This window comes from Akkermansia sp. N21116, from assembly GCF_029854705.2.
Lineage (GTDB): Bacteria > Verrucomicrobiota > Verrucomicrobiia > Verrucomicrobiales > Akkermansiaceae > Akkermansia.
The window spans coordinates 1,224,903-1,251,139 of the sequence record NZ_CP139035.1 but is presented as its reverse complement, the minus strand read 5'-3'; the positions used below and the strand labels follow the sequence as shown (position 1 = coordinate 1,251,139).

At 52.3% G+C, this 26,237-nt stretch carries 19 protein-coding genes; 15 read left to right on the top strand and 4 right to left on the bottom strand.

Features of this window, described 5'->3' with window-relative positions:
* Positions 1-40: 40 nt before the first annotated feature.
* The 4 genes from QET93_RS04735 to QET93_RS04720 all read right to left on the bottom strand — a co-directional run bounded on the left by QET93_RS04735 (position 41) and on the right by QET93_RS04720 (position 5,527).
* Positions 41-517, bottom strand: coding sequence for a hypothetical protein (locus QET93_RS04735; protein WP_280132743.1), 477 nt, complete (start codon positions 515-517; stop codon positions 41-43).
* Positions 518-815: 298 nt separating this feature from the next.
* Positions 816-1,505 carry a zinc metallopeptidase gene (locus QET93_RS04730; RefSeq protein WP_345783075.1) on the bottom strand — a complete coding sequence of 230 codons (690 nt, stop codon included), beginning with the start codon at positions 1,503-1,505 and terminating at the stop codon, positions 816-818.
* 230 nt (positions 1,506-1,735) lie between these two features.
* A complete protein-coding gene (ppk1, locus tag QET93_RS04725; RefSeq protein ID WP_280127089.1) occupies positions 1,736-3,838 on the bottom strand; it encodes a polyphosphate kinase 1 in 2,103 nt (700 codons plus the stop codon).
* 48 nt (positions 3,839-3,886) lie between these two features.
* Complete coding sequence (locus QET93_RS04720) at positions 3,887-5,527, bottom strand: HD domain-containing protein (RefSeq protein ID WP_322190124.1); 1,641 nt, start codon at positions 5,525-5,527, stop codon at positions 3,887-3,889.
* A 147-nt stretch (positions 5,528-5,674) separates the two neighbouring features.
* On the opposite strand from QET93_RS04720, the gene QET93_RS04715 reads away from it, so the two are divergent.
* The 15 genes from QET93_RS04715 to QET93_RS04645 all read left to right on the top strand — a co-directional run bounded on the left by QET93_RS04715 (position 5,675) and on the right by QET93_RS04645 (position 26,204).
* On the top strand, positions 5,675-7,372 hold the full coding sequence (locus QET93_RS04715) for a cation:proton antiporter (RefSeq protein WP_280127087.1): 1,698 nt from the start codon (positions 5,675-5,677) through the stop codon (positions 7,370-7,372).
* A gap of 87 nt (positions 7,373-7,459) precedes the next feature.
* On the top strand, positions 7,460-10,012 hold the full coding sequence (locus tag QET93_RS04710) for an alpha-N-acetylglucosaminidase (protein WP_280132742.1): 2,553 nt from the start codon (positions 7,460-7,462) through the stop codon (positions 10,010-10,012).
* 132 nt (positions 10,013-10,144) lie between these two features.
* Positions 10,145-10,840 (top strand): hypothetical protein, encoded by a 696-nt coding sequence (locus tag QET93_RS04705; RefSeq protein WP_280132741.1) that lies wholly within the window; start codon positions 10,145-10,147, stop codon positions 10,838-10,840.
* 33 nt (positions 10,841-10,873) lie between these two features.
* Positions 10,874-11,194: a hypothetical protein gene (locus QET93_RS04700; protein ID WP_280127084.1), complete on the top strand. Its 321-nt coding sequence runs from the start codon at positions 10,874-10,876 to the stop codon at positions 11,192-11,194.
* 26 nt (positions 11,195-11,220) lie between these two features.
* A complete protein-coding gene (locus tag QET93_RS04695) occupies positions 11,221-12,237 on the top strand; it encodes a dihydroxyacetone kinase subunit DhaK (protein ID WP_345783069.1) in 1,017 nt (338 codons plus the stop codon).
* Positions 12,238-12,303: 66 nt separating this feature from the next.
* Entirely contained in the window at positions 12,304-12,921 is a 618-nt protein-coding gene (locus tag QET93_RS04690) for a DAK2 domain-containing protein (RefSeq protein WP_280132740.1), read from the top strand.
* Positions 12,922-12,959: 38 nt separating this feature from the next.
* Positions 12,960-13,844, top strand: a complete 885-nt coding sequence (gene lsrF, locus QET93_RS04685) for a 3-hydroxy-5-phosphonooxypentane-2,4-dione thiolase (protein ID WP_280132739.1) — start codon at positions 12,960-12,962, stop codon at positions 13,842-13,844.
* 260 nt (positions 13,845-14,104) lie between these two features.
* Positions 14,105-14,920, top strand: coding sequence for a class II aldolase/adducin family protein (locus QET93_RS04680; protein WP_280127080.1), 816 nt, complete (start codon positions 14,105-14,107; stop codon positions 14,918-14,920).
* 145 nt (positions 14,921-15,065) lie between these two features.
* Positions 15,066-15,875, top strand: a complete 810-nt coding sequence (locus QET93_RS04675; protein ID WP_280132738.1) for a DUF4328 domain-containing protein — start codon at positions 15,066-15,068, stop codon at positions 15,873-15,875.
* Between the two features lie 163 nt (positions 15,876-16,038).
* A complete protein-coding gene (locus QET93_RS04670; RefSeq protein WP_280132737.1) occupies positions 16,039-17,493 on the top strand; it encodes a catalase in 1,455 nt (484 codons plus the stop codon).
* A 159-nt stretch (positions 17,494-17,652) separates the two neighbouring features.
* A complete protein-coding gene (locus tag QET93_RS04665) occupies positions 17,653-21,213 on the top strand; it encodes an SUMF1/EgtB/PvdO family nonheme iron enzyme (RefSeq protein ID WP_280127077.1) in 3,561 nt (1,186 codons plus the stop codon).
* 24 nt (positions 21,214-21,237) lie between these two features.
* Entirely contained in the window at positions 21,238-22,167 is a 930-nt protein-coding gene (locus QET93_RS04660) for a hypothetical protein (protein ID WP_280127076.1), read from the top strand.
* A 9-nt stretch (positions 22,168-22,176) separates the two neighbouring features.
* A complete protein-coding gene (locus QET93_RS04655; protein ID WP_280132736.1) occupies positions 22,177-24,000 on the top strand; it encodes a c-type cytochrome in 1,824 nt (607 codons plus the stop codon).
* Between the two features lie 31 nt (positions 24,001-24,031).
* On the top strand, positions 24,032-25,165 hold the full coding sequence (locus tag QET93_RS04650; protein ID WP_280127074.1) for a Rid family hydrolase: 1,134 nt from the start codon (positions 24,032-24,034) through the stop codon (positions 25,163-25,165).
* Positions 25,166-25,295: 130 nt separating this feature from the next.
* Positions 25,296-26,204: a hypothetical protein gene (locus QET93_RS04645; protein WP_280127073.1), complete on the top strand. Its 909-nt coding sequence runs from the start codon at positions 25,296-25,298 to the stop codon at positions 26,202-26,204.
* Positions 26,205-26,237: the final 33 nt, after the last annotated feature.

Below are 26,237 nucleotides of genomic sequence, written 5' to 3'. Positions count from 1 at the left end.
ACTCCGCCCCATCTATCTCATACATTCTTATAGTATAATATTATTCGTTTGCCGGAGCCAAACGAGAAGAAACATTTTCTTTAGAATCCGTTATATTCATCGAATCCCGTTCTTTACGCACTTTTTCCTCTAATTCAACAATCTCCTTTTTTGCTTTCTTGTTTTTTGTTTTTGTTCTTTTTATGATATCTGTAATATCAAATGGCATTGCGACCGCTGCACCATCACTCCGTTGGAGCACGACAGTATAAGTAGTACATCCATCACGGTAATCGGAAAAACCTCCAACAAGCTTGCAATCTTTATACAACTTGCAAGCATAATCAAAAAGAACATTACGAATATCATCTAGAGACTGAGGATTTTTGAAATCGTCATTCTTTAATTTAAGAGGCGTTTCAGAATGCATGACAATCTGTCGCTTATTAAAATCATATGTACTGTCAGCAGCCTGACCTATACATGAACAAGAAAATAAAATACCTAACAGAAGTATAACAATTTTTTTCGTTTTCATAATTTATTTATATTTACGGTTGTGACACACAAGCATATTCAACACATTTTAAAAACAGATATACACGAGAATAATCCTGAAATCAACGAAAAAAACAAAAAGGGAAGCACCATCGCAAGCCTTACTTACAGTAGATTCCTAATCAATGACTGGCAATAAACAAACAGTTTATTCACGTCACCCCCACAAGACCAACAATCACCTGCAGCTCATTCGGAAATATGTCAAATCCTGGCGCATAAATCCCAGTCAAGGAAATTTCATACGTCAGGATTGCCTGATTTTCCTAGTAACACACTTATTCCCTGTCTCTCGCATTCAAAAACATCATGGCGTAATAGAGCAACATGGCAAGAGAGGAAAGGGCACCGACGACGTAGGTCATGGCCGCCCAAAACAAGGCATTTTTCGCACGCCCCTGTTCCATGCTACCGATGATGCCGGAACCTTCCAGCCATTTCAGAGCACGGGCCGAAGCATCGAATTCGACGGGCAGAGTCACGAAAGCGAAGAGAGTCGTCATCGCAAAAAGGACAACGCCAATGCCAAGCACCAGAGGACCGCTCCCCATCGCCAACAGGATAATTCCGGCCAGTAAAACCCACTGAACCAGGTTGGAGGAAAGCTGGACGATCGGGACAAGAGCCGATCTCAGACCCAACCAATGGTAGGCGCGGGCATGCTGGACGGCATGGCCGACTTCATGGGCAGCCACAGCCGCTGCGGCCACGCTATTGCTCATGTACACGCCTTCACTGAGGTTCACCGTTTTGTTGGAGGGATTGTAATGATCCGTCAACATGCCGGGCGTACTCACGACGGAAACGTCGGTAATGTTGTTGTCGCGCAGCATTTTCTCCGCAACTTGCCGTCCCGTCATGCTAATGGGAATGTTGGAGTATTCGTGAAAGCGGCTCTTCATCGTGGAACTCACCAGCCAGCTCAAAAGCATGGAACCGATGATAATAAACCAATAGATGCCATTCATCGAAAAGCCCTGGTGAGCCCCCGCATCCGGGGACACATAATATGCCAGGGGCAACAAGGATGATAAACAATCTGATATAGCAGTCATTGTCTTTTAGAATAGGCACAACGACACTTCGTTCAACAGGGAAGTATGACTGTCCCCTGCCTCTCCCGTGTCAGCATATCTCCCGGGAAAGGAAGAGGGACAAGGAGCTCCTTTTCTTCTCCGAAGAAGTTCATCTACCTCGCTTATTCGGCATGCGGCTTGTGAGGTTCCAGCATCTGAAGGCGCTCGCGTTCTTTATCCCTGGAGAGGCGGCGGGCTTCCTTGGTCAGAGCCAGCTGCATCCGGAACGGTTTGACGCCTTTGGCCCTGCTCACGGGCTTACCCGTGCCATCCGGTTGAATCTCGTACGCCTGGACGTTATCCTTGAAGCAGGCATCGAGGATTCCGCGCAAGCGGCGTTTGAGCCGGGGGGACTGGACAGGCACCATCAATTCGACGCGTTTGTCAAGATTGCGGGTCATCCAGTCGGCGCTGGCAATGAACAGAAGGGTATTGCCGCCGTGGTGGAACTGGAAAATGCGGGCGTGTTCCAGATATCTGTCGACAATGCTGACAACCTGAATCGGCTTGCCTTTGCCGCGACTCCCCGTCTTCAGGCAACAGATACCACGGATATTGAGCAGGATTTCCACGCCGGCATCGGCAGCGCGGTAAAGAGCGTCGATGATCTGCTTATCCTGGAGGCTGTTCATTTTGGCCCGGATTTTAGCCGGTTCCCCCTGCCGGGCGCGTTCCGCCTCGCTGGCGATCAATTCCAAAAGGCGATCCTTCATCATGCGGGGCGAGGGATAGAGTTCCCGGAAGCGCATCATTTTGGTACGCCCAGTTACGGAGTTGAAGAATTGGGAAGCGTCCGCTCCCAGGGCATCATTGCAAGTCAAATAGGAAATATCCGTGTAGATGCGGGCGGTGTTTTCATTGTAGTTGCCCGTGCCATAGTGGCAATAACGGCGCAGATAGCCGGATTCCCGGCGGACGACAAGACAGATTTTCGCATGTGTCTTGAGACCTTTGACGCCATAGACGACCTGGACTCCGGCCCTCTGCAATTCCTCCGCCTTTTCCAGATTGCGGGCTTCGTCGAAACGGGCCTTCAGTTCGACAAGAGCAGTCACCTGCTTGCCGTTTTCCGCGGCACGCGTCAGTGCAGAGACGATGCGGGAACCTTTCGCCGTCCGGTACAAAACCTGCTTGATGGCAATCACGTCGGGATCGACGGCAGCTTCTTCCACCAGCCGCAAGACGGGTTCAAAACTCTCATAAGGGTGGTTCAACAAAATGTCCCCGTTAGCAATATTGTCAAAGATCGACAACGCCGGATCCATGGATGCGGAAGACTGGGGCAGCCATTGATCCACTTTCAACTGGTCGTTGCCGGGCGCAAAGGCCATTTCCATAAAATCACTCAGCATCAACGGGCCGCTCAAAGCGTAAATATCCGATTTGCCCACACGGACAATTCCCTGGATGCGTTCCGCCAACTGGGGATCGGCGGAATCTTCAATTTCAAGCCGGACACATTCCGAATACTGGCGGGCAACGAGGACTTCCTCCATTTCGTCCGCAAAGTCGAACGCGTCGTTCTCCTGCACGGCGATATCTCCATTGCGCGTGACACGGAAAACGGCCGTATTCAACAGGGTTTCCCCCGGGAACATGCCCCCGATGAACATGCGGATGAGTTCTTCCGACATCACATAGCGCTCGTGCTCGGAGTCGGGGATAAAGATGCGTCGCGGCAAGCTGTCCGGCACGGCTACGACACAAAGGCGTTTCGTTTTCTTGTCGTTGTCCTGCAAGCTGACTGCCATCAACAGTTTGAGGGACGGCAAGGGGATGCCACCCTCGGGCAATTCCTCATCCATCGCCAGAGGTGTCAGCAGGGGGAACACCTGGTTGAGGTAGTATTGCTCCAGCGAAACACGCTGGGCAGGCGTCAAATCATCCATCGGCACGGGACAGACCTTTTCAATCTCCATCAGAGGGAGAACTTCCTCCTGCCATAGGGAATATTGCATATCGATCATCTGACGGACACGCTTGTGGATCAATTGGAGCTGGCGAGTCGGCGTCAGACCGCACATGTCTTTGACTCGCGCACCGGTACGGCGCATCATCTGCAGACCGCCAACGCGCACCATGAAAAATTCATCCAGGTTGGATGCCGTGATGGCCAGGAATTTGACGCGTTCCAGCAAGGGGAGGTCGTTCCTTGCCGCCTGGTCGAGGACGCGCTGGTTGAACTCCAGCCAGGATAGTTCTCTGTTGATGTATTGGTCAGCCATGATCGGTACGGGTGAAATGTTGGAATATAAAAATACGGGAGTGACAATTTACCGGCGGTCCGGCACCAGAACGATGTCGCAGCCGAAAATATCCGAAAAAAGGTCTCCTTTGATACGCAGGGCCATTTCTTCGACTGTCGTATCTCGCACATCTTTCAGCAAAAGCTCCAGGTTGCGTCCGCGAAGCCTGGCCTCGACGCCTTTGACGCGCAGGGCATGTCCGCGTTCCAGGGCATCCGCCACACGGAGGATAGCCGCCATTTTGGAGACGCGCATGCGATCGGTCTGGTCGAGATCGGCGTACAACACCTCGGACTTGGACGGGGTCTCGCGTCTGTGATAGCGTGCGAGCAGGGCGACAATTTCGACGTCATCACGGGAAAGTCCGAAAATTTCGCTATTGAGAATGATGTACTGGGAATGCTTGTTATGATGACGCGGGCTGATGTAGGTGCCGACTTCATGCAGAATGGCGGCCACTTGCAGCAGCAGGCGGTCATGCTCCGTCAGGCGATGAAGATCCTGCAAATCGACGAACAGGCTGTCACACAACCGGGCGACATGCATCCGGTGGTCTTTGTCCGCCATATAGCGGTCCGCCAGAATCCCGGCAAAATGCAGGACTTCCCCCTCCAGATCCCCGGGATTCTGTTCCGCACGGATCAGACTCAAGATGAATTCCTGGTCGTAGGATGAAGTCGGTACGATCACTTCCCTGGGAGCCAGGGCCCGCACAATGGACTGGTTGATGATCAAAGCCGGGAGAAGGGCATCAACCGTAGCAAAATCGGCGTCATAGGCCAGCATGCGCTGTTCCGTCGTCATCCGCACCATCTTCTCGGCTACTTTCGTAAACATCTCGACATTGACACGACCTTCCCGACCGGGTTTGAAAAGATTGCGCAACCGTTGCACTTCCTCTCCAATCAGGATGATGGAGGCCAGATCCTTGACAAAAGCATAATCCACCCGGATTTGGTCAATCTGTCCCCGTATATGCTCCCGCATCACGGCCAGTTCCGCCGGATCGTCGCCGAAATCCTCCTCTCCGATCGCTTCTCCCGTCCGATGAACACCCAGCCGATGACTGGAATACCGGGTAATACGCCCTTTCTCGAACAGGAGAATACGCGTATTTCCGGGACCGACATGAACGATCATCGTGTTCTTTTTCTGGAAATTAGGATAATGGAGCAACGTTTCCTGAACTTTAACGTAAATCAGACGGGTCATTTTGCCGTCGTCAATCAAACGACCACGAAGTCCGTGAGCCACGTGCATTCGGTTGATGAACACATCCACGTTCCCAGCTTCCGAGATAATGTTGGACATGACGAAGTGCGTAGACAGATCCGTACCGCTCCCATATTCGCGAAGAATGGCCATGTAATCCCCCATAACCTGGGCGCACCGGTCCATAGTCGAACGGGAAATCCTCCCATTGCGGAAAACATCGCGGGCCAAGGGAACCGGCTGAGTCAGAAAGTCAATCACCCGGACATCACCATCGTGGATTTCAGTAACAATCAGACTCATGGAACTGGGGCCGAGGTAAATGAAAGCCTGTGTCTGAATCTGCGTATTCTTGACTGTCTCTCCGGAATTCATGTCGGGTGAAGGATAAATGCTGATATTGACTTCGGACGCATGGGAAAAAGTGACGATTTCATCACATTTCCAACGCCCCAAGTATCCGAAGTGTAGGTCAAGCGTTCCCGATTGCAAGCCCGATCCCCATTCTGGAGCCAGGGAGAACGTCTTACGGCGTCATCCATTTCAAATACCTTGACAGGAATAGTCTTCAGAGGATTTCCTGAATCAGGAAAACATATTCTCATGCTTCATAACATCACATTGATACCTACTCTCGTCGGAGCATTGACGGCAGCACTGATTCTCGGCTTCATCAGCCAAAAGCTGAAACTTTCCCCCATTGTCGGCTATCTGCTGGCCGGCGTCATCGTCGGTCCGTATTCTCCGGGATTCGTCGCAGATGCGGCAACGGCGGAGGAATGTTCGGAAATAGGCATCATCCTGCTTATGTTCGGAGTCGGCCTTCACTTTCACCTCAAGGATTTAATCTCCGTCCAGAAAATCGCCGTTCCCGGAGCTATCGTCCAAATTACGGCAGCTACCATTCTCGGCAGCGTAGCGACGCATTTCTTCGGTTGGAGCTGGCTCAGCGGAGCCGTCTTCGGGATTTCCATTTCAGTGGCCAGTACGGTTGTCCTGACCCGAGTTCTAAGCGACAACCGGGTTCTGCATACACCGGGCGGCCACGTAGCCCTGGGATGGCTGATCGTAGAAGATCTTTTCACCATTCTAGTTCTGGTGATCCTCCCTGTCATTTTGCAACCGGACGGGGGAAATGTGTGGGCCACTCTGGGTGTGACGACGCTAAAAATCGCCGGACTAATCCTCTTCACCTTGATTGTCGGGCAAAAACTCATTCCGCTCCTCCTCACCTATGTAGCCCGTACCGGAACTCGGGATCTTTTCACCCTGGCCGTCCTTGTGCTGGCACTCGGCATCGCCGTGGGTTCCGCCTACTTTTTCGGGGCCTCCATGGCATTGGGGGCATTTCTGGCCGGTATGGTTGTCGGGCAATCCGAGTTCAGTGCGCGTGCCGCTTCGGAGGCTCTGCCCATGCGCGACGCCTTCGCGGTACTGTTTTTCGTTTCCGTCGGGATGTTGTTCAACCCCGCCGACCTCGTCGAGCACTGGCAGCTGATCCTCGTCACCCTTGCCATTGTCATGCTTGGTAAACCGCTGGCTTCCCTGATTGTCGTCCTGTTTCTTCGCAAGCCATTGAAACTGGCCCTAATCGTATCCGTCGCCCTCGCGCAAATAGGAGAATTTTCCTTCATCCTGGCAGCCATGGGCAAGAAATACGATATCCTGCCCCCCGAAGCTTCGGGAGCCATCATTGTGGCCGCCGTTATCTCCATTACACTGAACCCAATCATCTACTCGCGCATCAACCCCATGTTCCGAAAACTGGAACAAACCAGGCTTCACGCATGGATCATGCGCCGGGATCATGAAAACTCCCTGCCTCCCGTCACCGAAGATACGCAGCGTCTCATCGTCGTCGGATTCGGCCCGGTCGGCAGAACGCTTGTCCGAATCCTGGAACGAAACAACATCGAACCGGTCATCATTGAGATGAATATCGATACTGTCAAAAAACTGAGGAAAGAAAACAAGCTCGTCGTCCACGGAGACGCCACCCTCCCGGAAGTTTTGAACCACGCCGGAGTCAACAAGGCGCAAGGCATCATCATTTCCTCCTCAGCCATTCCTTCCCGGGAAGTCGTGGAGGCGGCCCGCTCCATCAATCCCGATATCCCCGTTACCATCTACTCCTTCTATCTACGCGATGTCAAAATACTCAGGGGGAAAAAGAACACCACCGTCATCTCGGGAGAGGAATCGGCGGCTATCGCCATGGCTTCCCATCTCATGAGAACCCTGGGGGCAACAGAGGAACAGATCGACAACGAGCAGCGGAGGATCCACGAAACTCTTTCCTAGCACCCCATCCTCATTCAGTCCTTCGGACTGAAAAACAGGGATTATTTTGCAAGATCATCTACAGGAATACCGTATTACTGTAGTAGAATGAAATCGTCCCGTTTACCCTCCCTTTTATTAATTCCTCTTCTGGCGGCATCGTCTCTCCTTGCGGCTTCCGCCATTACCCAAAGAGAAATTACGGCAGCCAGCGAAGTTATTAAACGATTCACTGATTCGGAAGGGCCCAGGCTCCGGATCGGCGGGATCGACTCTGAAAACGGAAATCCCGTCTATGCGACAAAGACAACCGAAGAAGGCCTTACCATCTCAGGCAGCAGCGGTGTCGCCATCTGCAAAGGATTCTACGACTACGTCAAATCCCAGGGAGCCGGCATTTCCAGTTGGACGGGCAAAAGATTCGAACTCCCCATCCTGCCGGAACTCACCGGCAAAGAAACCAAAGTGGTTTCTCCTGTAAAATACCACTACTATTTCAATGTCGTCACCTACGGTTATACCATGCCCTATTGGGACTGGCCCCGGTGGGAAAAGGAAATCGACTGGATGGCCTTGCACGGTATCGATATGCCACTGGCTCTCGTCGCCCACGAAGCCATCACCGCCCGGGTGTTCAAAAAACTGGGGCTGAGCGACAAGGAAATTTCCGAATATTTTGTCGGTCCGGCCCATCTTCCCTGGATGCGCATGGGAAACATCAGCGGTATCGACGGGCCTCTGCCGGAAGAATGGCATAAGGATCAGGTCGCCCTTCAGCATAAGATCCTTGAACGCATGCGCTCCCTGGGTATGACTCCTATCTGCCCCGGTTTTTCCGGATTTGTCCCGCCTGCTATCAAACGCCTGTATCCGGACATCAAGCTCGTCGAAACCCATTGGGCCGGTTCATTCAAAAATTGGATGCTGTCCCCCGACCAAAAACTGTTTACTAAAATCGGCAAGATGTTCGTCATGGAATGGGAAAAGGAATTCGGTCCCTGCTCCCATTATCTCGTCGACAGCTTCAATGAAATGGATGTCCCCTTCCCCCCGCACGGGACACCGGAACGTTACAAGCTTCTCGCCGATTACGGAGATAAAGTTTACCAGTCCATCAAGGAGGGTTCCCCCAGAGCCGTATGGGTCATGCAAGGCTGGATGTTCGGCTACCAGCGTAACATTTGGGATCCCAAGTCGCTTGAAGCACTCGTCAGCAAAGTGCCGGACGATAAGATGCTGCTGCTCGACCTCGCCGTCGATTACAATAAAAACTTCTGGAACAACGGAACCAACTGGGATTTCTACAAAGGATTCTTCAATAAGGACTGGATCTACAGCGTCATCCCCAATATGGGAGGTAAAACAGGCATGACCGGAGTCCTCGACTTTTACGCCAATGGACATCTGGAAGCTCTCAATTCACCCAACCGAGGCCATCTTGCAGGTATCGGCATGGCTCCGGAAGGCTTCGAAAACAATGAAGTCATCTACGAACTCATGGCTGATGCAGGGTGGTCGGACAAGCCCATCGACCTTGATGCCTGGCTTAAAAACTACGACATCTGCCGATACGGCGATACAGACAAAGCCCTGGACGATTACTGGAAAATCATCCGCCAATCCGTCTACGGCTCTTTTACCGACCATCCGCGTTTCAATTGGCAGTTCCGCCCCGGACGCATCGGCAAAGGTTCCATCAATACCAATCCGGAATTCTACCAGGCCATCGAACGTTTCGCCTCCTGCGCCAACGATTTCAGAGACAGCGATCTGTACGTATCCGACCTGACCGAGCTTACAGCTGCCTATCTTGGAGGGAAAATCGAACTCCTGATCCAGGCTAGCGAAATGGCCATGCAAGACGACAACATGGATCAAGCCAAACGGTATGAACAGGAAATCGAAGCCCTCATGAGCGGCATGGACCGCCTGCTCGCCTCCCATCCCATCCATCGCCTCGATGTCTGGCTCAATTATGCCCGGAAGCACGGCTCATCCCAGGAGCTTAAGGACTACTACGAAAAAAACGCCCGCCGTCTGGTCACAATCTGGGGGCCTCCCATCGATGATTATGCAGCTAAAATATGGTCCGGTTTGATCCGGGACTATTATCTACCCCGCCGCAAAGAATATCTGAAAGCGAAATTCGATCCATTCGTCAAAATCGACCTTCCGGCCTGGGAACGCGACTGGGTAGAAAAAAACCGAGGGGTATCGCCTGTTTCTCCCTTTGAAGACCCTGTCGCCGCAGCCCGGGAATTGATCGCACGAGCCGCCAAAGTCTCTCCCGATATCATCAAACAGCCGGAAGGAATCCTGATCGGAACCTGGAATCCCGAAACCGTCGGTACGGAGTGGAAGGAATTGTCATGGTCTGTCTCTCCATCCGCGCTGAAGCAAGCCAAAGCCCTTCGCTTTTCATACACGAAAGGCACCAATAAACTCGAAATCAGCCATGTAAGGATAGAAATGGACGGCAACACCGTCGCTGACATCCAACAAAATGGAACAACGGGAATTGAAAATATCAATAATGTCTATCGGTTCCGTATCCCGCAGGATGCCCAGGGCAACAACTCATGCCGCATCATTGCCCGTGTCCGCTCCGACGGACAAGCAGATTCTCGCGGTAATGTTGAACTTATACCTATTTCCCAATAACCGGTAAGATAGATTATACAACCCAAATACCAATTCGCGAAGTATATTCTCGGAGATTTTCCCGAAAAACGAATTTTCTCCTTGCCCCCGACAACTCTTTATTGTATCAATAACACTATGCATTTATCTTTTATGATCAAAAGTATCGTCTGCATTCTTGGCGTGGCCATTTCCTCCATTGCTCTGGCCAATAACAATCAGGCAGCTTCCACTTCAACCATGAATAACTCAACCCAAACTACAGAAAACAAGGCTCCGTTCCAAAAGAAATATACCAATAAGGATTTCTATGACGAACAGGGCAACTTCAAACAGGATGTAGCCCGCAAGGCTTTCTACGAAATGTTCGAACATTACGGAATCCCCGTCACGCCACTGATGGAAAAGGATATCTGGTTTACCGACTTCGGTCTCGGTGACTTTGAAAACGTCGGTATGGGCGGCATTTTCTGGGTCAACGACAAGGAACACAGCTATTTCGCCCACGAAATCTATCTGCTGCCGGGACAAATGATCCCCGAACACAAGCATGTCAAGACATCCATGCCTGCCAAATTCGAATCATGGATGGTACAAAAGGGAGACTGCTACAACTTCTCCGAAGTCGGAGAACCGACACCAGATGCCCCGGCTATCCCCGAATCTCAGCGTGCAACCACTATTTCCAAGAATTTCATCCACCAAAAGGCAGGTGAATTGGTTCATTTGAAGAAAATCGAAACATGGCATTTCCTGTATGCCGGACCTCATGGTGCTGTCGTTTCCGAATACGCCTGCTACCACGACAATGACGGGTTGCGTTTCTCCAACAAAAAAGCCAGCCTGTAACCCAAAAGTATAACCGGAAAACGTCTCCATACCATGAGAACTATCAACCATTTCGGAGTTCCGACCACCACCCCCCAGCCGGGAGAAGTTTACAACGAAGGATTGAGCGTCCACCTCACGGATCCCACGCAAAGCCCGAATAAAATCGAATACCTTCGTTTTGAACCCGGCAGTTGCATGTGCGAGCTGATTCAGACAGTACCGCACATCGCCTATGAGGTAGATTCTCTGGAAGAAGAACTCAAGGGAGCTACCGTTTTATTCCCCCCGACAGCCTGCAGCGATACCCTCACCATCGCCTTTATCGAAGAAGAAGGCATCCCGTTGGAACTGATGGAATTCGCCAAACACTAATACACTAATACCAAACTCTTTCCTTATTGAATCCTATGGTTTACAAATTTATCAATGCCCCGGAAGATATCACCCGGGAAGTCCTCGAAGGCTACATTGCAGCCTATCCCGACCAGGTAGCTCTGGCCGAAGAAAACATCGTCGTCCGAGCCACCCCCAAAAGCCAGGACAAAGTCGCTATCGTCACCCTCGGCGGTTCCGGTCACGAACCTGCCCTGAGCGGCTTCGTCGGAGAGGGCATGCTGGACTGTTCCGTCGTCGGGGATATCTTTGCCGCTCCCGGTGCTCAGCGTCTCTTCAAAGCGCTTCAATTGTTCAAGCGCGATGCGGGGATTTTATTGGTTGTTCTCAACCATTCCGGAGACGTCATGAGCGCCAATATGGCTGTCCAACTGGCGGAAAGAGCCGGGATCAAAGTAAAAACAATCCTTACCCACGACGATATCAGCGCAGGTCTGGACGCCCCCGACGACGATCGCCGGGGCCTCGCCGGGTGCGTACCGCTCTACAAAGTCGTTGGCGCAGCTGCCGAAGATGGTAAATCCCTGGAGGAAATTCTGGAAATCGGAGAACGTTTCAACCAAGGTATCGCAACGATTGCCGTTGCCATGCGTAGTTGTACGCATCCCCAGAACGGAGCCGTCATTGCCGAACTCCCTGAAGGGGAAATCGAAATCGGCATGGGGCAGCACGGCGAAGGAGGAGGCGGTCGCCAGCAATTCTCCAGTGCCGACAATGTTGCCACCCAAATGATCGAGCTTCTGATCAAGAAAATCAAACCGCAAGCCGGTGACAAAGTCGCTCTCTATATTAACGGAGTAGGAGCCACGACCCACATGGAATTGAGCATCGTGTTCCGCAAAGCCTCACAAATCCTCAAAGAGCGGGGCATGATTATCGCGGATTCCCGCATCGCGGAAATCCTTACCGTCCAGGAACAGGCAGGCTTCCAAATGATCCTCGCCAAATTGGATGACGATCACGCAGATCTACTCAAAAACAAAGCCTCCCATGCTCCCTATTGGACTGTCATCGGCAAATAACATGTAACCCTTGCCGTCCTTTGTCCGAAACGTCTGCCGACCTCCCGGACAAAGGCGGTTTTTCTTATGGATACGCTTACGATTCAAGACTTCAAAAAAATACTCCAGGCTGCTCTTGAGGCAGTCAGGGCGCGGGAACAGGAATTCTCCGAACTCGATGCCGTCACAGGAGACGGCGACCATGGAACAGCCATCGTACAAGCCATGACATCCGTGGTGGAAGCCGCAGGCCCGGCTCAGGAATTCAAGCAAATGTTCAATGACATTAGTTTCAACATCATGCTGCAAACGAGCGGTTCCACCAGTACTCTCCTCGGTGGGTTCTTCCTAGGGCTTGCCGATCATTCTTCAGGAGAATCCATGACGGCGGATCAAGTCAAACAGGCATTTATGGGCGCTCTTGACGGCGTCAAAAAACAGACCAAGGCAACTGTCGGAGACAAAACGATGATGGATGCCCTCCAGCCTGCCGTCAATGCTATCGCAGCCTCAACTTCCGGCAACATTGCCGAAATCATGCAAGAGGGCGCGGCGGCAGCCATTCAGGGGGCAAAAGCCACAATCAACATGAAGGCCAACTTTGGACGAGCCAGAAACTATGGGGAAAAATCCATCGGGTTCATGGACTCCGGAGCTTCTTCCTGGTCCTGCATGTTCAATGCCTTCGCACAGGCGCTTCAATAATTTTCACACACCACCAAATCCTACTTACACCAAACATTATGGCTGACTTAGACGACCTTAGAGAAGGGAGCCGCTTCGGAATCGGCATCCCTACTGCAAAGCAAGCCCCCTTTTATGTCAAAGGCGCGGAAAATCTCTCCTGGGGGATGAAGCACAGAATGAGCCGCATCTTCAACCCGCAATCCGGCAGAGCCGTCATGCTGGCATTTGACCACGGATTCATCATGGGGCCTACTTCCGGAGTAGAACGGATCGACCTCAATATAGCCCCTCTGATGCAGTATGCCGACTGCCTCATGTGTTCACGGGGAATCCTCCAATCCAGCGTCCCTCCGAGCCTTGACAAACCTATCTGCCTCCGATCCGATGCGGGGTCCAGCATCCTGACTCAACTTAACGACAATGTCATCATCGATATTGAAGATGCCATCCGCATGGATGTCTCCGCCATGGCGGTCATGGTCTCCATGGGAGATCCTTCCACAGAAGCCAAAACCATATCAAACCTGTACCGCATGGCTGATCTCGGCAGTAAATATGGCATTCCCGTCATGGGGGTGACGGCTGTCGGCAAGGACATGGCCCGTGACTCCCGCTACTTCGGTCTTGCGTCCCGCATTTGTGCCGAAAACGGAGCCAACATCGTCAAAACCTACTATTGTGACGGCTTCGCCAATGTCGTGGCCGCTACTCCAGTTCCTATCGTCATTGCCGGAGGCAAGAAACTCCCGGAACGGGAAGCCCTCGAACTTTGCTACAAGGCCATCAATGACGGTGCCGCCGGCGTCGACATGGGACGCAATGTCTTCCAAAGCGAATGCCCGGTAGCCATGATCCAGGCCGTCAGTGCCCTTCTCCACCAAAACCTTAGCGTCGACGAGGCCATGGAGATATACAACGATCTCAGCAACAGCGATCAATAAAAAACAAAAAACAATTAAAGAGGGGAAGCGGCATCAATCCGCTTCCCCTCTTTAATGTCATGAAATTCCAGGCTTTTGAATTGGCTATTGAATTTTCCTCGGCATGGTCTAGACTCTGTCCTGTTTACAAGATCAGCCCCGGCAATCCCGCATTGTTAAAGGCCTTGTCATGTGAATGACCCGCCATCCGCCATCGCTTCTGAAAAAAGCTATCGCGCCATTCGGTCAAAATATCTATTTTCACTTATTCCACCAAGATTATGTCTGAAGATTGGTCCATATCCCCCCCTCTTCCCAATAAGGTTTTCCCTTGGGAACAATACAATCCTGTCACTAGGGAAGAAGTAGAAGCTTTCTTCCACAGCCCGGAAATCGAAGTCATCAAAGAACGCATGTGCGACATCGGACGCCGCATGTGGGCTCGGGAATACGTCGACGGCAACGGAGGCAATATTTCCGTACGCGTCGCCCACAACCTCGTTCTCTGCACTCCGACATTGTGCTCCAAAGGCTTCATGAAGCCGGAAGACATTTGCCTGGTTGACATGGAAGGAAGGCAAAAAGCAGGTATTCGCCCTGCTACCAGCGAAGTAAAAACCCACCTCGCCATGATGAAGGAAATCGGCTGTAATTCCTGTATCCACGCCCATCCGCCACATTGCAATGCCTTCCTGATCGCCGGGATCGTTCCCCCGTCCGGCATCAATTCCGAAGCAGACATTTTCCTCGGTCACATTGCCTTGGCTCCCTACGGTACACCCGGTTCGCCAGCGACGGCGGCGGCAGTTGCCAAGGCAGCTAGAAAATCCGATGTTGTCTTCATGGAAAATCACGGCGTGATCACAGGCGCCCGCCATGCCGAAGAAGCCCACTGGTTTATGGAAAATGCGGATGCCTACTGCCGCATCATTCTTTTGGCAGCAGGTCATAAAGAACCCCTCAAGCAAATCGGGGAAGAAGGCATGAAAGGCCTCATCGAAATCCGTAAAAACATCGGCTACAAAGTCGATGAAAACCAGCCGCTTTACAATACGGATACCTTCGCCGGATACAAGCTCGGCAAATCGGGCAACTAATCCATCAGCAATCCTCTCACAACCGCCTCTCTTATCGAGAGAGGCGGTTTTTTGTTTTCCGAGCCGACAATTGCCTAAAAACCACATTTTTTTATTGATACGGCATCCAATGCATTGTCTCATAGTACCCTATCCTTTCTTCATCATGTCCGTCTCTTCTCCTGACTCCCCGACCATTCACTCGAATGACAACTCCCACAAACCAATCGGAACGCTATCACTCCTTCTCGTGATTTTATCAGCCATTGTGATCGCCCTTTACACCCCGGACATCATAAGCGAAAGCAAAGTCATAGACGCTCTTGATATCGTCCAGCAGCAAAATAACTTCATCAATGGTCAATCAACCCAGGAAATTGCAGAAGATACCTTGATGCAATCTATTGACATTCTGCAGCACTTGGATGAACCCGAGATTTCAGGATTGATACAAACCGGAATCCTCCTTGTTTACCGTCTCGTTTTCTTCATCTGGATTTGGAGAAGTGCCTCCAACGCTATCCGCCATGCCTCCGGAAAAGTCGACTTCACGAGAGCTCAGAGTGTTTACTACTTCTTCATTCCTTTCATTAACTTGTGGAAACCCTACATGTGCGTCAAGCGCATCTGGAATCTCAGTAAAAATTCCGAAATATCCAGGATGAAAACAGGGTCATTGTTCATCCTGGCCTGGTGGGGTGCCGAGATCGCCAGTCAAACAGCCAGTATAAGAGATTTCCAGTTTGCATTGAAAATCAACAGCATGGCTGATCCTTCCATCCATATCATTAAAAATTATTATATGAACATGTATATCAGCGATCTCCTCCTGATTACCTCTATTTTGTTCACCTTGGGCCTGATTTATGGCATCTATTCCTCCCAGAAAAAATGGATTATGAGTGGAATGTCCGCTTTCAGATTGCATGAAGAGAAACGCCTCTATCTTCTCTCCAACGACAAGAAAGAATCGTGAACAAAGACAGTTTTTCCCCTGTCTAACCATCGGAGCAGTCGAAATAACCTGTGTACAGTGTAGTTTCCTTGAATTCGCGGGAAAATCGGCTTCACCAAGGATATTCCAATTTTTAATTAGAATAATTATTGATTAATCTCGAGAAACAGCCATACTATCATCCATGGATGAAGAAAAAAAATTGACGACGGCTGCCGGAGTTCCCGTAACCGACAATGAAAACTCGCTCACAGCCGGGCCTCGCGGTCCAATGCTGCTTCAGGATATCTGGTTCCTTGAAAAACTTGGACATTTTGACCGCGAGGTCATTCCGGAACGCCGCATGCACGCCAAAGGTTCCGGAGCATTTGGCACCTTTACTGTAACCCATGACATTACGAAATACACGCGTGCCGCCCTGTTTTCGGAAATCGGCAAGAAAACGGATTTGCTCATCCGTTTCTCAACCGTCGCCGGAGAACGCGGAGCAGCCGATGCCGAACGTGATATCCGCGGATTTGCCATCAAATTTTACACGGAACAAGGCAATTGGGATCTCGTCGGCAACAACACGCCTGTCTTCTTTCTGCGAGATCCTCTCAAATTCCCGGATCTCAACCATGCCGTCAAGCGGGACCCTCGCACAAATATGCGGAGCGCAAAAAACAACTGGGACTTCTGGACATCCCTCCCAGAAGCCTTCCACCAGGTGACTATCGTCATGAGCGATCGTGGGATTCCCGCTTCATACCGCCACATGCACGGCTTCGGAAGTCATACGTTCAGCATGGTTAATGCGGACAACAAGCGAGTATGGGTCAAATTCCATCTGAAAACCCAGCAAGGCATCAAGAATCTAACAGATGCCGAAGCGGAAGCTATCATCGCCAAAGATCGCGAAAGTAACCAGCGCGACCTCTATGAAAGTATCGAACGGGGAGATTTTCCGAAGTGGACTCTGTACATTCAGGTCATGACGGAGGAAGAAGCGAACAACTTCCCCTTCAACCCGTTTGACCTGACAAAAGTGTGGCCGCACAAGGACTATCCGTTGATCGAAGTCGGCGAACTGGAACTCAACCGTAACCCGGACAACTACTTCGCCCAGATTGAGCAAGCGGCATTCAATCCGGCCAATATCGTGCCAGGTATCGGATTCTCCCCAGACAAGATGCTTCAAGGTCGTCTCTTCTCTTATGGCGATGCCCAGAGGTACCGGCTGGGAGTCAATCACCACCTCATCCCCGTCAATGCTCCGAAATGCCCGTACCACAGTTACCACCGCGACGGACAAATGCGCGTGGACGACAACGCAGGCAGCACCATCGCCTATGAACCCAACAGCTTCGGACAGTGGCAGGATCAACCGGAGTTCCGCGAACCGCCGCTTGAACTTCAGGGAGCTGCCGACCATTGGGAATACCAGAACGACAACGCCGATTATTATGCCCAACCACGCGATCTGTTCCGACTCATGACTCCCGAACAAAAAGAAGCTCTGTTCGGCAATACGGCTCGTGCCATGGACGGAGTACCGGACTTCATCAAAGATCGCCATATTGCTCATTGCATGCTCTGCGATCCTGAGTACGGAACCGGCGTAGCCCAGGCTCTGGGGCGTCCTATTCCCAAGGTCTGATCTCAAAAAATTCGATAAATATTCCTCCGCCTTCACGAGAGGTATCTCTACCAAGCCGCAGAAATCTGCGGCTTTTTTTTGTTCTCCTACAAAAAAATTCCTTTTCCGTGTATGAAATGTAACATGCCAAACGTATATTGTACGAAAAACATTGTGATCATGAATCTTTCCAATCATTTTCCCCCATTCAGCATTTGGTGTTGTTCCATACTTGCGATCACAGGCATTGCTCATGCCGGAAACCTCCAACCGTGGATCGCGGATCTCTCGTCCATCCAGCCCCCCAAGGAAGCCCAAGACAATAAATCCCCGTGGGTACAGGAACTCTGGAAAAAAACGGCCCAATTCATCAACGCCTCGCAAAATCCGTCAGTTTCCGACGATTGTGGCAATGCCATGGTCATGCTGGAACCCGTCTGGAAATGCTGGCCCGATGGACAAGCCGCCGGCAAGAAACTTGCACAAATCCTTCAATTGCCCGAACAGGAAATCGGTGTCGTCGCCTCTTGGGACGACCTGATGAAGCACGAGGAAGCCATTTCGCAGGCAATCCAACTCCGCCGGCTGCAAAAACTCGCGTCCAATTATGATACGGTCGCAATCGAACGCGCTATCAACCAGCTTTCGGAACGTTTCCCGGACACATACAAGAACGGTCCACAATTTCTGGCAGAGTTGAAAGCCCTTCAGGAAAAGCTTGGCAACATCGACGAATGGGTCAAAAAAGCCCGTTTTGCCGATTCCAAAACCCTGCAACAGCTGGTTGACTTACGCCGTAAGGCCTTGATCGAAGCCAATCCCGACAGCCAATTCATCAAAAACTGGCTTACCGTCCGCCGCTACAATCCGCACGGAGGCCGCAGCAACAGGAATGATGACCGGCCCGCCAACTGGCAGGGAGATACCAGCATGCCTCATTCGGGCAAAACCTACATGAGCGAAATCGTCGGTTTCCAAGGAACCGGCTCACCCAGTCCTGCGGCAACCTTGCGTAAGGACGATCGCTGGATGGGGCATCTTGAACTGGATTTCACAGGTTCCAAACTCATGTTCACGGGAAACCGTTTCGACAAGCAGGACAACAAACGCCCCTGGGATGTCTACGAACTGGATTTGAAGTCCAGGGAAGCGACATCCCTGACCTCTCATATGCCGGATGATACGGACAGTTACAACTCCTGTTACCTGCCGGACGGACGTGTCCTTTTCGTCAACACTTCCGGCATGCAGGGTGTTCCCTGTGTCTCCGGCAGCGACTATGTCGGCAACCTTCACCTTCTGGACAGAAAAAACAACTCGACGCGACGCCTCACCTTCGACCAGGACAACAACTGGTATCCCAGCGTACTGGCAGACGGACGAGTCATGTTCCTCCGATGGGAATATACGGAAAGCGCTCACTACTTCAGCCGGGTCCTGATGCACATGAATCCGGACGGCAGCGACCAGAAGGAATACTACGGTTCCAACTCCTATTGGCCCAACAGCTTGTTCAATGCCCGCCCCCTCCCGGACAATCCCGGCATGTTCGTCGGTATCGTCAGCGGACACCACGGCGTGAAAAAACTGGGTGAAATGGTCGTCTTCGACGTCAATCAGGGACGCACGGAAGTCGAAGGGGCTATCCAGAAGATCCCCGGCTTCGGGAAAAAAGTGAAAGACGTCATCAAAGACCAGCTCGTCAACGATATCAAGACCCCTTACTTCGCCGAACCCTACCCCTTGAGCCGTACCTCCTACCTCGCAGTCGCCGCCAATGGGCACGGAGATCCCGTCACGAATGTCGTCTGGTGTGATATTTATGACAACATCATCCCCTTGACCGCTACGGACTACTTCATCTATGCCGATCCGACGCCTCTGAAGCCCCGTAGAAAACCTCCCATCATCCATGACCGTGTAGATCCCACTAAAACAACCGCCAACGTGTATATCACGGACGTTCATCGCGGGAGGGCCATGGAGGGAGTTCCCAAAGGAGAAGGTAAAACCATCCGCGTCTTCACATCGGAATACAGCCCGCGCAATACCGGCAGCCACTATGCCATGGGCATGGAAAGCAACTGGGACGTCAAAGTTCTGTACGGTACGGCCCCGGTCAACCCGGACGGTTCCGCCCTATTCACCGTTCCGGCCAACCAGCCGGTCACATTGCAGGTGCTGGACGGACAAGGGCGGGCCTTGGCATTGATGCGCAGCTGGTTCTCGGCCATGCCCGGAGAAACCCTCAGTTGCATCGGATGCCATGAAACGCAGAACGAAGCTCCGCCGCGCGGTATGGTTATGGCATCCCGACAAGCACCTGCAGCGCTCACGCCATGGTATGGGCCGACGCGCACGTTTACCTTCCTTAACGAAATACAGCCTATCCTGGATCGCAACTGCATTTCCTGCCACAACAAGGAATCCCACGATAAGCTCAGCATCCCCGACTTTGCTACGCTGGATCCCGTCAAGGGAGCTCCGGCCCCGGGCAATGTTTCCTACTGGTCACTGCACCCATACGTGCGACGCAACGGACCGGAAGGCAATTACCTCGGCCTGAAAGCCACGGAATTCTTCGCCGACACGTCGGAACTCTACCAGATACTCAAGAAAGGTCATCACGGCGTCAACCTCACCAAGTCTGACTGGGATCATCTGATCACCTGGATGGACATGAATACCCCTTACCGTGGCGATTGGCCCGGCAAGCGCAACGAACAATTACTGCAGCGCCGGTACGATCTTCACAAGCTCTACTCCGGGGCCGTCCGAGACTATGTTACCATGGTAGACAGCATGTATAAGCGTGAAGTCAATCCTCCTGCGATCATCCCGGACATGCCCCAGGCTACACCTGCCGCCGAAGCAGCACCGGCACAAGCCATCGCCGAACCGGAATCCACTTCAATCAGCCTCGGGGACTCCGTCTCCATTAAACTGCGCCGCATCCCGGCCGGTAGCTTCACCATGGGATGCGATACCGAAACTCCGTCGGAAAAACCCGCTGGTCCGGTCACCATCTCCAAGCCATTCTGGATGGCGGAAACGGAAATCACCCTGGAGCAATACCGCCAATTCGACCCGTCTTATGAAAACGGATGGTACGATATGCACTACAAGGACCAGGTGCGCCCAGGATACAACATGGACACCAACCAGAAGTTCCCCGTCATCCGCGTCTCATGGGAAAAAGCCATGGAGTTCTGCAAATGGCTCTCCCAGAAAACCGGGAAAAAAGTAACCCTGCCGACGGAAGCCCAGTGGGAATACGCCGCCCGCGGAGGAACCCAAACGCCATTCTATTTCGGTTCCAAAGATGCGGACTTCTCCTCCTACGCCAACCTGGGCGACATCTCGCTTAAACAACTCGCCGTCCAGGGCGTAGACCCGAAACCCATTCGCAATCCAAACCGATTCTGGGACTTTGTACCTCGAGATGAAAAATACAACGACGGCAACCTCCACCTGGCTCCCGTCGCCTCGTACAAGCCGAATGCCTTCAAACTTTACGACATGATCGGTAACGTCGCCGAATGGACACGCTCCGAATACCGCCCGTACCCGTGGAACGAAGCAGATGGCCGCAACGATACCAAGGATATCCACGCCCCCCGGGCCGTCCGCGGCGGCTCCTGGTACGAACGCCCGCGCCGCGCTACATCATCCTGGCGCTGGGGTTATCCCGGCTGGCGTCCCGTATACAACGTCGGGTTCCGCATTATCATCGAAGACTAAGGAATATTCTACCCGTTCCAGTCCGTGAAACGTAGCACCATCAGCATCCTTCTTCTACTGGCCGGTTTCTCCTCATGGAGTTGCCGGGCGGAAGAAACGGCCAGGCAATTCCTGCTGTCCGGATGCGGATTCGGAAAAATCGCTATCGTCGACGATCAATGCCGCGAAAAATGGAACTGGCCCATTCCGGATGAAGTATCCGACTCCGTCATGCTGGAAAATGGCAACATCCTCCATTCCAGCAAGGCGGGATTCATCCGGGAAATTCAACCCGATTTTGCTTCAGGCAAAGGAGGTAAAATTATCTGGGAATGGTCACCGCCCCTTCTCAATGGCAAAAAGGGAGAAATCCACACCTGCCAGCCCCTGCCCGGAGGAAAAATCCTGGTCGGGGAAAGCCATGACGGCATTTCCTTCATCCGGGAAATCGACCGCAAGACAGGCGACATCGTCAAATCCGTCGAATTAAAAAATCTTGGCGGAAAACATTCTACCTTCCGTCAGATCCGTAAAACGCCCACTGGAACCTACCTCATCACCAGGCAGATCCAGGACGGTAAAGTCATGGAGGTAGATGCCACCGGCAAAGTCATCCGTACATTCCCGGAAGGGGGATTTACCGCCGTCAGACTCCCCAACGGCAACACTCTCATTGCAGGAGGAAGCGCCCACCGCATTATCGAAGTCAACCCTGCCAACGATATCGTCTGGGAAATCGGGAAAAACGATCTTCCGGACGTAACCATCGGCCTCGCCACCGGACTCCAACGTCTCCCCAACGGCAACACTGTCATCACCAACTGGGGGGGACACGGAGGAGCCAAAGGGCCGGCAGTCCTGGAAGTAACCCCGGACAAAAAAATTATCTGGAAAAGTACTCCTTCCATCGCCGCCCGTATTTCCTCTGTCCAAGTATTGGATAAAAACATTCTCACCCAGCAACCCGTACGATAGGAGCATACCATGAAACTGTCTTCACTTCTTCTCGCCGGCATTCTGATCAGTCAAGCTTTCGGAGCCGGTTCCGCCACCCCTGTCGCCCTGCAACCCTACAAGGGCGGTATTGCCATCGCCAACAGGGATTCTAAAAATCTGGTCTTCCTTGATCCCTCCACCAACACCATCCGGCAAGGGATTACCCTCTCCGCTCCCCCCAACGGATTCTGCCTGGATGGAGACACGGCCTATATCTCCATGGGAGGACCGGCCGGCAAAGTTGCCATCATTGATTTGAAAGAAGGTAAAATTCTGGGGGACATAGCCGTCGGTCACACCCCCATGTCCCCGGTCAAGCACGAAAAAACCTTGTATGTTCCCAACCGCTTCAGCAGTACGATTTCCGTTATCGACCTCGACAAAAAAGAAGTCGTCAAAACCCTGACCGTCCCCCGCGAACCAGTAGCTCTTGCCATCTCACCGGACGGGAAAACCCTCTGGGCCGCCAACCACCTTCCCGCAGGCCCGGCAGACGGAGATTTCACCGCAGCGGAGCTCACCCGGTTTGAAGGTAATAAAGTTACCCATTTCCCCCTCGATAACGGTTCTCAGGGCGTCCGCGGCATGGCAATGAGCCCCGATGGAAAATACCTGGCCATCACCCATATTCTCAGCCGTTACCAAGTACCCACCACCCAGCTGGACCGCGGATGGATGAATACCAATGCCGTCACCATTTTCGATACCTCCCGGCCGGAACACCACCACGCCATCCTGCTGGACGACACCAACCAGGGAGCCGCCAATCCATGGGGAGTTCAATTCACCCCGGATGGGAAAAAACTCATCACCACACACGCCGGTACCCATGAAGCCAGTATCATCGACTTCCCCGGCCTGGTTTCAAAAATCGCCGGTTTGAAAGAAGGAGAAAAAACATCGGAAAGCCTCGGCTTCCTCAACGGCATCCGTACCCGCCACCGCCTCCCCCTCAACGGCCCCAGATCCGTGGCAACGGACGGTACCAATCTCTACTCCGCCGGTTACTTCTCCGACAATGTCGTCACTCTGCCTTTGAAGGAATACGCCGAACCCCGCGAAGTCAAACTCCCCGATGCCGGAGACACATCCCGGGAACGCCTCGGCGAACAATACTTCAACGATGCCACTCTTTGCTTTCAGGAATGGCAGAGCTGTGCATCATGCCACCCGGACGCCCGTGTAGACGGCCTCGACTGGGACTTGCTCAACGATGGCATGGGCAACCCGAAGAATACGCGTAGTATGTTCATTTCCCACAGGACAAGCCCCGTCATGTCCCTGGGGGTCCGGGCATCCGCCGAAGTAGCCGTCAATTCCGGATTCATCCACATCCAGTTCATCAACCCGGACAAAGACCATGTGGAATGTGTCAACGAATACCTCCTCAACATGAAGGAACAACCCAGTCCTCTTCTGCTGGCAGACAAGCCCTCCAAAGCACAGACTAAAAAGGAGAACTGCGCCCAATGCCATGCGCCGGGCGTTGAAAGAGGCTCTCTGTCCGATTCCGCCAGGCGCGGCAAAGACGTCTTCAAATCCGCCGGATGTATCCAGTGCCACCCCCACCCGTATTTCACCACCAAGCAACTTGTTGCAACAGGTACCACCAAAGGATTGGACGAAGGTAAAAAAGTACTCGTCCCCTCCCTGGTCGAAGTCTGGCGCACCGCCCCCTACATGCACGACGGTCGCACCACATCCATCAAGGAAGTCATTACCAAGTACAACAAGGGAGACATACGCGGCACGACAAGCAACCTGACGGAACAACAAATTAACGATCTCGTCGATTATGTTCGTTCTCTCTGAATCATCTATCCGCCATCTTTCCTCTCCTAACATGAGTACGCTATCCACAGCGCCTTCTGCCTCAGCATGGACAAGTACGGCTTCGACGGACGAACGATTCTATTGCATGACAGCCACTCCCGGCGAGAGTTTCGAAGAAGAAGCTGCACGGTTGCTTGCCGAATACGATGAACGTTGCGGCGGCGATAAGAACGAGCTCCTTCTCCGCTTCCACTTGAGCGATGCCACCCGGCAAACAAGCCTCCTCAAGCAACTCCTCGGCAATCGTCGGTCCTACGTCACTTGCATCGGACAAGCGCCCGCCAACGGAGCCAAAATAGCCTTGGAAGCATGGCATATCGATGGATCTTCCGACAAACAAATCTATCGGGATGAACAAGGCTCGCTTCTCATGGTCAAATGGCAGCACTATACTATGTTGCTCACAGGCAAAACCTCTCTCCGTTCCCAGGGAAGCCATGACCAAACCCATGAAGAATTCGCCTGGCTCGACTCCGTAGCCGCCCGCTTCCATACCCCCGTATCCGACCTCATCCACCGTACGTGGATCTACTGCCGCGATGTGGACAACAACTACGCCGGACTCGTCAACGGACGTAACGAAACATTCTCCCGCTACGGGTTGACCAAAGACACCCATTTTATCGCCAGCACCGGCATCGAAGGTCAAAGCGAACATCCGGCCCGTCTCATTCACATGGACAGCTGGGGACAAATCGGTCATGTTCCCACGCAAGTCGAATACATGGAAGCGTTGGATCACCTTTCCCCTACCCATTTGTACAATGTCGCCTTCGAACGCGGCACCAGAATAATCTACGGAGACCGCTCCCGCTACTTCATCTCGGGCACTGCCAGTATCGATGCCGCCGGCGAAATCGTTCATCCCGGCGATGTGAATCTCCAAACCATCCGGACACTGGAAAACATTCAAGCCCTCATGACAAACCACCAAGGAAGACTGGAAGATCTCAAACAGGCAACCGTCTACCTTCGCGACTGGGCGGACGCCGGAATCGTCAGTAAAATCCTGGACAAGTCTCCCCTCGGACAAATCCCACACATCATAGTCAAAGCCCCTGTCTGCCGTCCCGGATGGCTGGTGGAAATCGACGCCATCGCCGTCAACTCAGCAGGTTCCTCCGCCTTTCACCCTCTCATTTAAAGTAAAAAGTCGTCACCTTACGAAAGCTGGACGGACAAGTTCCCATCAAGGCAGTCTGCCCAGATAGGTTCTTTTACTTCTTGACGGATTTTTACCAAGGCCTTATGTAGGTAAGGCAACATTGAGACCGATGAAGATAGATTCTCCGACCTTTATAGCCAAATGGAGCCTGATCCTAGGGCTTATGGTGCCGGTAGCCTCATACTCCGAGACACCTGCCCTCCCTCAGGGATCCGGAAGCATTTTAAGCCAAACAGAACTGCCAGGGCACCCGGAAAGCGTCGCTGAAAAAGATGGCATTTTCTATACGGCATGCATCGGCAAGGAAATGACTCCCACGGTCAAGGATGGCGACGGATTCATTGCAACGATCGATAAGTCCGGCCAAATCATCTCTCCCAATGCTTTCCCCGACGTGAAACTGGATGCCCCCAAGGGAGCTGTCATTGAAGGAGACATTCTCTACGTCACTGACATTGATCGTATCGTCGGCATCGACATCAAAACCGGCAAACAGGTTAAAAACATTGACTTATCCCGGGAAAAAATGGTCTTTCTCAATGATTTGGCAGAAGAAAACGGCATCCTCTATGCCTCGGCCACCGATATCAACAAACTCTTTACCGTTGACCCGGCCTCCGGCAAATATATCGAATTCAGGACCAAACGCCCCCTCTCCAGCCCCAATGGCCTCGTCTGCGACAGGGATATCCTCTATGTCGCCGAATATGCTACTGCCGACGGAAAACCCCAGGGACAAATCAAAGCCGTCAATCTGCAAACAGGTGATGTCTCTACTATCGTCTCTCAACCAGGACAATATGACGGTCTTGCCAAAGAAGACGGTGTCCTTTACTTCAGCGACTGGGAAGCCAACAACAAACCCGGCGCCGTCAAAAAAGTTTCAATGACTGACCCAGGCACCCTACAAAACGCCACGTCGGTTCCAGCCAACGGACCAGCCGACTTCATCATCAAAGACGCTGTCATCTGGCTTCCCTCCATGGTTGACAAACGCATTCTCAGAATTGCCAAATAAAAACATACCCTATCTTCCTCCGGGAACAGAAAC